General features: G+C 44.1%; 9 protein-coding genes. All 9 read left to right on the forward strand.

All coding sequences use genetic code 11. The features are described 5' to 3' along the window. The coding region (locus tag QF669_06320; protein MDP6457044.1) for an ABC transporter ATP-binding protein at nucleotides 1-354 on the forward strand (354 nt) is incomplete at its 5' end. Continuing rightward, the gene (locus QF669_06325) at nucleotides 347-1,090 is read left to right on the forward strand and encodes an ABC transporter ATP-binding protein (protein MDP6457045.1); all 744 of its coding nucleotides are present in this window, start codon (nucleotides 347-349) and stop codon (nucleotides 1,088-1,090) included. The genes QF669_06320 and QF669_06325, both read left to right, overlap by 8 nt. Before the next feature lie 27 nt (nucleotides 1,091-1,117). Then, a complete protein-coding gene (locus QF669_06330; protein MDP6457046.1) occupies nucleotides 1,118-2,956 on the forward strand; it encodes a long-chain fatty acid--CoA ligase in 1,839 nt (612 codons plus the stop codon). Between the two features lie 258 nt (nucleotides 2,957-3,214). Next, complete coding sequence (locus QF669_06335; protein ID MDP6457047.1) at nucleotides 3,215-6,094, forward strand: hypothetical protein; 2,880 nt, start codon at nucleotides 3,215-3,217, stop codon at nucleotides 6,092-6,094. Further along, entirely contained in the window at nucleotides 6,091-6,654 is a 564-nt protein-coding gene (locus QF669_06340; GenBank protein MDP6457048.1) for a hypothetical protein, read from the forward strand. The genes QF669_06335 and QF669_06340 overlap by 4 nt, the downstream gene beginning before the upstream one ends. After that, nucleotides 6,651-7,100 carry a hypothetical protein gene (locus QF669_06345; protein MDP6457049.1) on the forward strand — a complete coding sequence of 150 codons (450 nt, stop codon included), beginning with the start codon at nucleotides 6,651-6,653 and terminating at the stop codon, nucleotides 7,098-7,100. Before QF669_06340 ends, QF669_06345 begins: the two co-directional genes overlap by 4 nt. 1 nt (nucleotide 7,101) lies before the next feature. Continuing rightward, the gene (locus QF669_06350) at nucleotides 7,102-8,727 is read left to right on the forward strand and encodes a hypothetical protein (GenBank protein MDP6457050.1); all 1,626 of its coding nucleotides are present in this window, start codon (nucleotides 7,102-7,104) and stop codon (nucleotides 8,725-8,727) included. A 12-nt stretch (nucleotides 8,728-8,739) separates the two neighbouring features. Next, nucleotides 8,740-9,129 carry a response regulator gene (locus QF669_06355; GenBank protein ID MDP6457051.1) on the forward strand — a complete coding sequence of 130 codons (390 nt, stop codon included), beginning with the start codon at nucleotides 8,740-8,742 and terminating at the stop codon, nucleotides 9,127-9,129. Nucleotides 9,130-9,162: 33 nt separating this feature from the next. Next, nucleotides 9,163-10,789, forward strand: a 1,627-nt coding sequence (locus QF669_06360) for an ATPase, T2SS/T4P/T4SS family (GenBank protein ID MDP6457052.1), incomplete at its 3' end; no start/stop codon positions are given.

Consider the following 10,789-nt stretch of genomic DNA (forward strand, 5'->3'; position numbering starts at 1 on the left):
GGCTTGGCCAATTATGAGCAGAAGTACCTGTCGGGGCAACCGTATGGGATACAGAAACTGGTAGAAATAGCACGAGCTCTGGTGGCAAGGCCGGAGCTGATTCTTATCGATGAGCCGGCGGCGGGCATGAATGACCAGGAGACCATGGAAATTGCCAAGATCGTGTCCGAAATTCGTGATGATCTTGGTATCACCGTGCTGGTCGTGGAACACGATATGAGTCTCGTCATGAGCATCTCCGACCGCGTTTGCGTTCTCGATTCAGGCAATGTGTTAGCCTTAGGTGTACCAGAGAAGGTGAAGGAGCATCCTGACGTGATCCGGGTTTTTCTGGGGGAAGAAGCTCATGCTTAATCTCATCGGTGTCGAGACATTTTACGGCAAGATTAAGGCCCTTCACGGTGTATCGCTTGAGGTGACGGACGGGCAGCTGGTTTGTATCTTGGGAGCTAATGGAGCCGGCAAGACCACCATTCTGAAGACTATTAGCGGTATCGTGGAGCCTGAGTACGGTACGATTCATTTTAACGGGGAGCAAATCGATCGGATGGATGCGGAAGAAATTGTCTCCCTCGGTATTTGTCACGTTCCTGAAGAACGGCGACTGTTTCCGGAACTGACGGTGTATGACAATCTCCTCATGGGTGGGTTTCTGCTTAAGGAGAGGGATTTGCTACAGACGAGACTGGAAGAGGTGTATCAGCATTTTCCGGTCTTGCAAGATAGGGAGAAACAGCTGGCGGGAACGCTCAGCGGCGGAGAGCAGCAGATGGTTGCTATCTCCCGCGCCCTTATGCTCAAGCCCAAGCTCCTCCTGCTGGACGAACCGTCCCTCGGCCTTTCGCCTATCCTCGTCGATGATATCTTTGCTACCATAAAGACCCTTCATCAATCGGGTGTCACTATCTTGCTTGTGGAACAGAATGTGAATCACGCCTTAAGGATCGCCGATTATGGCTACGTCCTGACGGCGGGGAAGATATTCCTGAGCGGTACGTATGATGAGCTCCGCGAAGAAGATAAAGTGAGAGAGATGTACCTCGGTGAAGGGAAGTATGTGAGACGGTCGAAACTGTGGGGCGTCACCTGAGATTCGAAGAACTGAAGAATAATGAATGTGGAATTACGAACACTGAATTTCGAGAAATACAACACTATCCCCAAGCTGTTCTGGTACCACGTCCAGTATAACGGGGACAATATCTCTATCTGGTGGAAGCATCACGGCGTCTGGGAGCCCATCACGTGGCGCCAGTACGGCGACTGGTCGCGGGATGTCGCAAACGGACTCCTAGCATCCGGGCTGAATCCGGGAGACATGGTCTCGATCCTCAGTGAGACACGGGCGGAGTGGGTTGTTGCTGATATGGCCATTATTGGCATCGGTTGTGTGACGGCGCCTATCTACCATTCCAATACTGAGGAGCAAGTAAAGTATATTGTTGAGCACAGCGACAGCCGGCTGGTGTTCGCTGAGGATCAGGAACAGCTGGATAAGATATTAGAAATATGGGATGACCTGCCGCTGGTAAAGAAGATCGTGGTGATGGATAAGTACCACCCCGGAAATCTCCCCAATGTGACATCGCTGGAGGATTTCTGTGAGATGGGGAGGCAGTACGGTGAAGAGCACTCCGGCGAGTTTGAAGAGCGGATGGCATCGGTTAATCCTGAGGATGTGATCAGTTTCATCTACACTTCGGGGACGACGGGCCCTCCGAAGGCAACAATGATCAACAGCCGGAACGTCATTGCTATCATCAGACACCTGCCGGAAATCATCGAGATTGAAGAGAATGATATGACCATTGCCTATCTGCCGTTAGCTCATGTGGCTGAGCGGGATGTGGGCCATTTTATGAAACTGGTCTCAGGTAATCAGACAGTCTTTGCCGAGAGTCTCGATGACCTGCCACACAATCTGCGTCAGACAGGGCCAACGGTCATGTTTGGCACGCCTCGCGTGTTCGAGAAATTCTATGCCCGTATCGCCACCGGTATTGATGACGCCACATGGCTTCAAAAGAAGGTGTACACATGGGCTGTGGATGTGGGAAAGAGAGTTAGCGCACGTCAGATTGAGAAACAACCGCTGTCCTTTCTTCTCAGGATCAAGAATACCGTCGCACGTTTTCTGATTTTTCAGAAGATTTATGATATCTTCGGTGGTAACATCCGTTTTATGCTGTCGGGAGGTGCACCCATTTCGCCGGAGATCATCCGCTATTTCCACTGGCTCGGGCTGATTATCTACGAGGTGTACGGTATGACGGAGACGACAGGACTTGTTTCGGCCAACAAGCCGGGTCAGTATAAGATAGGATCGGTTGGACCCATCTATCCCGATACGGAGGTGAGAATTGCGCCTGACGGAGAAATATGCACAAAAGGGCCTCAGATGTGTCTCGGCTACTATAAGGATGAGGAAGCAACGCGAGAACTGCTCAAACCCGACGGTAATGGTGGCTACTGGCTCCATACAGGCGATATCGGCTATCTCGATGATGAAGGGTACCTCTACATTACTGACAGGAAGAAGGATCTCATCATCACGGCGGGAGGGAAAAACATCGCCCCCCAGAATATTGAGAATCTCATGAAAATGAATCCCTACATCAGTCAGGCAATGGTGTATGGTGATCGGAGGCCGTATCTGACTGCCCTCATCACGCTGGACGAAGATGAGATCACCAAGTTCGCCAGGGACAGAAAGCTTCTCTATCAGGATCTGGCTGATCTGTCGAAGAAGAAAGAAGTCACGGATCTCATCAGCCATGTGGTGCATGAGAAGAACAGCGAACTGGCATCTTATGAAACTATCAAGAAATTCCGTGTTCTTGAGGAGGATTTTGATCAAGACAAGGACGAGATTACACCGACACTGAAGGTGAAACGGAAAGTTGTGATCAGCCGGTATAAGCATCTCATAGAAGAGATGTATGGGGCGAAAAGGTAGAATGTCACAGTGAATACTGTCAAGGAGCATAGATGTGTTGTATAATCTCAGCCGCCACGGTGAGAGTGGTTGTTTAGGGCCAAGAATCATATGGAATTACAACGTTGTAGCATATCGTAATCAATGGTATAAGTTACTGTAATTACAACTGTAACACATCGTTCAAATATCTTCACAATGACTTTTTGCTTGAATATCGTTTTGTTACGTTGTAATCTTGCTGTTACACGAGAATATCCGGGGAAGGTTCTCGACTACATGAAAGACAGCAAAACAGATAAAACCGTTAACGCCGGCGGGGGAAACCCAATTCAGAATTCAATAATGATGATTTTGGGTGATGAGCCTCTGTCAGCGCGGGATATTGCAAGGCAAATTAATTTTCCACGTCAAAAAATTTATTATCATATAAAAAAATTGGAGAAAGTGAATAAAATATTTGTTTCTGAAACAGAGGTTGTAAACGGTATTATAAAAAAGAAATATCTAAAAGACACTCCACAGCTAACTCAAAGTGATTCAGAACAAGGGGTTAGTGCTAAGGATGCCGTACAGGAGATTCCTGATACGACCGTGTTAACTCAAAAGGATGAAGTAATCGGTGAGGATAGCGGTTCTGCAGATAGCGATGAGCATGAAATTACCGATGATCCACCAGTACAGGAGATTCCTGATACGACCGTGTTAACTCAAGAGGATGAAGTCATCGGTGAGGATAGCGGCCCTGCAGATAGCGATGAGCATGAAATTGCCGATGATCCAGTACAGGAGATTCCTGATACGACCGTGTTAACTCAGGAGGATGAGGACCTCGGTGAGGATAGCGGCCCTGCAGATAGTGATGAGCATGAAATTACCGATGATCCAGTACAGGAAATTCCTGATACGACTGTGTTAACTCAGGAGGATGAGGACCTCGGTGAGGATAGCGGTTCAGCAGATAGCGATGAGCATGAAATTACCGATGATCCTATACAGGAGATTCATGATACGACCGTGTTAACTCAGGAGGGTGAGGACCTCGGTGAGGATAGCGGTTCAGCAGATAGTGATGAGCATGAGATTGCCGATGATCCAGTACAGGAAATTCCTGACGTAACCGATTCATCACCGTTACAGGATCAAGAGTTTGTTCCAAAAGAAATCAGTGATAATGCACTGGTACAAAATTTGATGAAAGCTAAGGGGATCGCACCCAAAACCGGTACTGAAAATGAGGCACAGAGAAGCCAACCCCCAGATGCACCACCCCCACCAGAAACAGTTCAGAGGATGGAGATTACCATTGACGATCAGATTTTTTTAGTCCCCGAAGGTGGGTTGGGTCATGATGATATCGACAATCGAGCAAACGAAACACAAAAGAAATCAGGCGCAACCATGACCATTAGTGATAATAACATGGTCCGAGGATACCTTAGAGAGCTACGCTTAAATGAAATAGATGACGAATCAACCGAAGACGATGTTACACAAAGCACCGAAGACGAACAAACCGATGAGGATCCCAAAAAGAATAAAGCTAAGAAACAAAAAAAGCAGAAAAAATCATTTCTTCGATCAAACTGGCTCTATCTATATAGATTATTAAGCGGATATTCCAAAACTGTCACTTTTGTACAAAAAGGGAACAGTGTCACTTTTTTGCAGGCGACAATTAAACGCAAAGGTTTCCGAATACACAAGAAACAGACATATATGCTGCCATTATTGGTTAATGAAGACACTACTATACAGACGCTTCCCCAATTGATGCATCATGTGTTCACAGAAAATTTTAAACTAGGCGTACGAAAACATTATTATGTGGCTGTGTATTCATCAGAATACAAGTTTGAAATGGATTTCCTAAAGATACCGATTTTGAAGAAAAAAGAACTATATGACTACATGATAATGAAGCTAGGTAAAATGTTCTCGGCGGATCCAGAAAATCTCATTATCGACTGGATCATAAATGATGTGCAGGATAAGAAAGCCCCCACCCGGGACGCGATTTGTTTGATAAGTGACAAAACACCCATTTTGAATGATGCACAATACCTATTAGAGCAGAATATCCAGCTACGCTACACAACTTCAATTGCAAAAATTCAGTATGACCAGTTTCTGTTTAATCATGGGCCTGATTCAGATGGGAGCGCATTGCTATTATATATTGGTGGAAATTTTACCCGCATTACGCTGGTAAACAATTGGAAGTTGGTTGAATCTAGAAAATCATCTATCGGGTTAGACGATTTTCTAGAGTTGTACCTAAAACTTAACGAAAGTGATGAAAGTATCGATTATGAGAGCGCTAGAGAATATATGCTAACCCAACCATTCATCGGCGATGATAGCTCACCACTGAGAACGGTGTATGAAAAGCTTATTTCTGAAATCAAGCTATCATTGACCCATTTTAGACAAAAGAATCTCTTAATTGGAGATGATGTTTTAATCAGTGGAATCGTTTCCACAAACCCCCAAATGGTTGACCAAATGAATACATCGTTAGATATGGATATATCACTCCTCAATGTTCCAAAGAGCCTGGAGGAAGAACAGCATGAAGGTTTGGAAGAATATTACGACAATATCGGCCTACTGCTAGATCCAAAAGATCGGTTGAATCTGTTGCCCTACGCACAGAGACAAACTTTTAAGTTCCTCTTTCCAACTAAATTGATGAGAGTAATTTTAGCCGGGATGCTGGTGGTATTTGCTACTGTGGTGTCTGTCCAGTATAATACATTCATAAGTATCAAAGGGCCTATTGCCGAGAAAGAGAGCCAGGTAAAATTAGCTTTAATGGAGCGGGACTTGTTTTTCAAGTTTCTTGCTGAAGCGGAGGCCTTGAAAACTTTAGCGCGGGCCCAAGAGCAGGATAAGTTTGCGGCAGAAAAAACCGTTTACCTTTTAAAAATATTGAGTAAAACGCTCCCTGAAAATGTGACACTCTCCAATTTGGAATTTGGCAAACAGGACGCCTTTTTTAATGGCGAAATTGTGTACAATGGCTCAAATCTCGATTTGGAGTTAAACAACCTTATTGATGCTTTAAAAGACAATAAATACATTACGGATGCCGAGTTGGTGTCATCAAATGAAAAGACAAGGTCATTATTCACTTTTGCAATGGTGTTACGTTTATGAAAATTGTCAACCATAAAACAGTTTTTATACTTACTATTGTCTTTACCGTTGTGAGTTTACTGGTCTCGGTATTTTTCAATATTTTGCTTTACAGAAAGATTGGTCATTCCAAAAACCAAACTGCCGAGCTGGATCAACAGATAAATTTGGCTACAAATAATATAGGCGATATAAATAGCATCAAAATGCAATATGATGATGAGGCCAATAAGATACTTACACTGGCAACTGTTTACGATCAGGAAGTAGACTCTTTAAAGCTATTGGATTTATTGCATGAACATGAAGATGAATTTTCGGTTACAATCATCACGTCAGATGCACAATTAACAGACAGCTTTCCCCCTGTAAAAGATCATTTAACATTTACTCCTTATGTTTTGGAAAAATATCCTATAACACTAGAAATCACAGGCCATTTTCTGGATGTGGGGAAATACCTAGAACACTTAATCACACGTCAATTTTATGTGAAATCACTGCAAGTTTATTCGACACCCGGCTCCAGTGATGTACAAGCGTCTGTTGGACTCTTTTCATACGGGGTTAAAAAAATATGAAAAAAAGTGAACAACGCCTCTTGCTGTTACTTGGGGCAGTAGTTGTCGGATATGTGGCGATGACTTTTACTGGAAAAAGCACGAAGACCCCGGCCATCACAAAGGCACAAAATAAGGTTGCGGCTGAGGCTGATCCCATGACGATCATTAATTCAATCAATCAGCAAGTGCCAGAAATACCGCTGGACACAATAGAAACAAATCCTGCATGGGGCCACGATATTTTCAGTATTCAAAATACCGGCGCTGCTAAAGAAGAGCCCACTACCACTATTTATAAATTGACTGGGATTATGCGTTCTACTAAACAGAATAAAGCCATAATTAATGGGAAATTGTATGCCAAAGGAATGATGATAGATGGCTACTTAATTAGTGCCATAGAGAATGAATCGGTAATTCTTTCAAAGCGCAATGAAAGTATAACTCTCAAAATGGGGAAATAATATGTTAAAAAATAAAATGTTGATCACTCTTATGCTCTTTTCAGCGCCTTTAAGCGCGGCTAATCTGGAGTTAAAAAACATTATTATTTCGGACGACTCGTTGCAGTACCATTTAGTCATGCAGTTTAACGGTACGCCGGAATATTTATCTTCAGAAATTATGAATCCGCCCTCAGTAACGGTTCAGTTGCTCGGCGCCCACTGGGATAAGGGAGATTTCGATAAAAAACTGTCTGCCGGACCACTCTACCAGTATCAGCTGGTTTCACAGAAAAAAATAATTGGTGCGGACAGGGTGCGGCTGAAGCTCTTTTTTCATACTCCGCCCGACCATACTATCACCGTGCCCAACGATAGCTCGCTGGTGGTTTCCTGGCTCAAAAAAGTTTCGCCAGTATCCGCCGCGCCGGAAGGCCCCGGTCCAATGAGCGCTTTTTCCAAGCTGGTGACGCTGCAGCTCGATTCTGCCAACCTGACTGATGTTATAAAACTTATGATGGATGATACCGGGCTGAATCTCGTTATGGGTGATCCTGAGGACACAGGCCAGCTTGGTTCGCAAATAACGCTAACGTTAAGGGATGTCCCGCTTGATGCTGCATTAAGAACTATTTTGAATGTCAACGGTTATGAATATTACTATGCCAATAATATAGTCGTGATAAAGCAGATAGATACATCGTTAGAAGGAGAGCTGGAAACAAGAATTTATAATCTGGAATTTGCCTCCGGAGACGTGATCGAAACCGCACTGAAGGGCATATTAACAGATAGAGGTTCAATGATTCCGTTTGCGACTAGCAGTGGTACGAAAGCATTCACTGATCGTATTGTAGTCACAGACAGACGTTATAAGTTTGACGAAATAACGCGCATTATCAGGGAGTTGGACCAAAAAATACCACAAATCAATATTGCCGTTAAGTTTATTGAAACAACCCTTAAAGAAGATGAAACAATGGGCATCAACTGGACCCTGCGGGCTTCCATACTTGCCCCCGGCAGCGAGGTAGACACCACCGGAGCTCAAAGTACCGAGGACCTTGTTCTGAACTTTGGTAAACTGTTTTTAGGGGGTAAAACTTTGAATGCTGCCGCATTAACGCCGCCTATGGTTCAAGCATTATTCGAACTTTTGGCTGTAGATTCTGATACAAAACTGCTCCAGGAACCCCAGGTAACCACATTTAATAATTTCCCGGCCAACATACGCGTGGGGACCAGCATTCCTGTGCTGGTACCGCAGCTTGAAAGCAGTATTTTTGGCGCTATTCCCTATACCTACGAAAACCAAAATATAGATATCAGCATGGATGTGTTGCCGCGTATTAATACTGAAGGCCTTATATCCCTTGAGGTGAATGCCGTAGTACAGGCCATTGTGGGGTATGTGGGTGCCGAGCAGAGGCCCATTATTTCCACGCGATCCACGAGCACAAACGTTATGGTAGAAGACGGTGGAACCCTGTTGATGGGCGGTTTAATATTTACATCTGATGGTGAAACATTGAATAAAGTTCCCTTGCTGGGAGACCTGCCTTTGATCAAGCGCTTTTTCAGCAGAAAGGTGACTGTTGAAGAGCAGCGGGAACTATTGATTTTTATAACATCAAGTATTGTACTCTGACATTTCTTTACTATGAATAACAGAATTCTAATTATTTCAATTGATGAAATATTTATCCAGCAAGCCAGAAAAGTTCTGGAAGAATTGGGTATAGAGATATTGGTTGCCAATGACGGCATTACAGGATTCAATACAGCCAAGCAGTCAGAACCCGGGGTTATTATTATGGAAATCATATTGCCATACATGAACGGCTACCATGTAAGTAAATTATTAAAGAATGATGATCGCTTTAAGGCTATTCCGATTGCATTTGTATCTGCCGATGATGATAATGAAACTATTCTGAATACAAAACGTGCAGGCGGAGACTTGTTTATCCGCAAACCGATCCAGACAAAAATATTACTTGATCAGTTGCTGGAGTTATTGTTAGTAACAGAAAAAACGGAAGAGTTTTAATACATGTCAACTGAACAGAGGATAATGTAAACCATGTCTGCTACTATAGGTGAAGTTTTGGTCAAAGAACAGCTGTTAACTGCAGAGCAGGTAGAAACAGTGATAGATTACAAAAGTGAAAACAGGATGCATTTTGGAGACGCCTGCATTAAGCTGGGTTTCATTGATAAGGAACAGCTGTTTCACGCCTTAGGATTACAAATGCACCTGCCCCGCATTGATCTGAATTATTTTAGTTCCGACATGGATGCAATCACGCTCATAGATAGTGAATCGGCGCACAATCTTAAAATACTGCCCCTGTATACCTTTGCTGATGAATTAGCTATTGCGACTGCCGATCCGCTCAATGTAACGATCATTGATACGGTGATTCGCATGACCGGCAAAAAAGTGCAGTTAGCCCTAGCCACGGAATCACAAATTATCAGTGCGATCCAAACCTACTACTCAGGTTTGCAGCAGGAAGCAGTTGAAGAAGAAGAAGGGGAAGAAGAAAAGGAACTGACCGAAGAAGAATCCCATCTGGTGACAGGCATTGCTGACGAAATATTACGAGACGCGGTGCGCACCGGGGTCAGCGATATTCATATCGAGCACTCCGAGGACAATGTGCTTGTTCGCTTTAGAATCGATGGCGTGCTGCAAAAATTTAAAGCATACAGCAGATCTGTCGCGGCAGCGCTGGTGTCACGTTTCAAAGTCATGTCCAATATTGATATTGCGGAAAGCAGAAAACCGCAGGACGGACGATTTGAATATAAAGTGAGCAAAAGGCATAAGCTCGATTTCCGGGTATCAACTTTTCCGTCTGTTTTCGGTGAAAAAATTGTGATGCGCCTATTGGATCCTGCGAAAGGAAATATCGCTCTGGATAAATTGGGGTTTAGCGATAAAACAATAACCCAATGGAAAAAGGTCTGTAAAAACCCCAATGGGATTATTTTGGTTACCGGTCCTACAGGAAGCGGTAAATCCACCACCCTATTTGCCACCTTAAACTTGGTGTCTTCAGTGGCCAAGCATTTAATCACCATCGAAGATCCCATTGAGTACAAATTTAAAAATATTGTCCAGGCCCAGGTAAATGATCGCGCCGGTATGACATTTGCAAACGCCCTGCGGGCGATGATGCGTCAAGATCCTGATATTATAATGGTTGGGGAAATGCGCGATCGGGAAACGATAGAACTAGCTATAAGGGCCGCGCTTACCGGCCACCTCGTTTTCAGCACGCTTCATACCAATGATGCGGCAGCATCCTATTCTCGTTTATTTGATATGGGCACAGACGCCTTTTTGTTGAGCTCTACAGTCAGAGCTATTTTAGCCCAGCGGCTGATTCGGGTTTTATGTTCCAAATGTAAGGTAGAGTATACTCCCAGCGAAGCAGAACTGCTTTCTGTAGGGTTGGAAACAGTCGACCGCCCGATTTACAAAGCCAGTGCGGGCGGCTGCCGCCAATGCCGTCAAACAGGGTATAAAGGCAGATCCGGACTTTATGAGCTTTTGATTCCTTCTCCAGAAATTAAAGATCTAGTAAAAGATTCTAAAAGCGATATTGAAATCAAGAAACTTGCCGTGGAGCAAGGCATGTCTGTGTTAGAGAAAGAAGGTTATCAGTTTCTATTAGATGGCAAAACAACGATCGAAGAGTTAG

Source organism: Candidatus Neomarinimicrobiota bacterium, assembly GCA_030743815.1.
Taxonomy (GTDB): Bacteria; Fidelibacterota; Marinisomatia; order Marinisomatales; family S15-B10; genus UBA2146.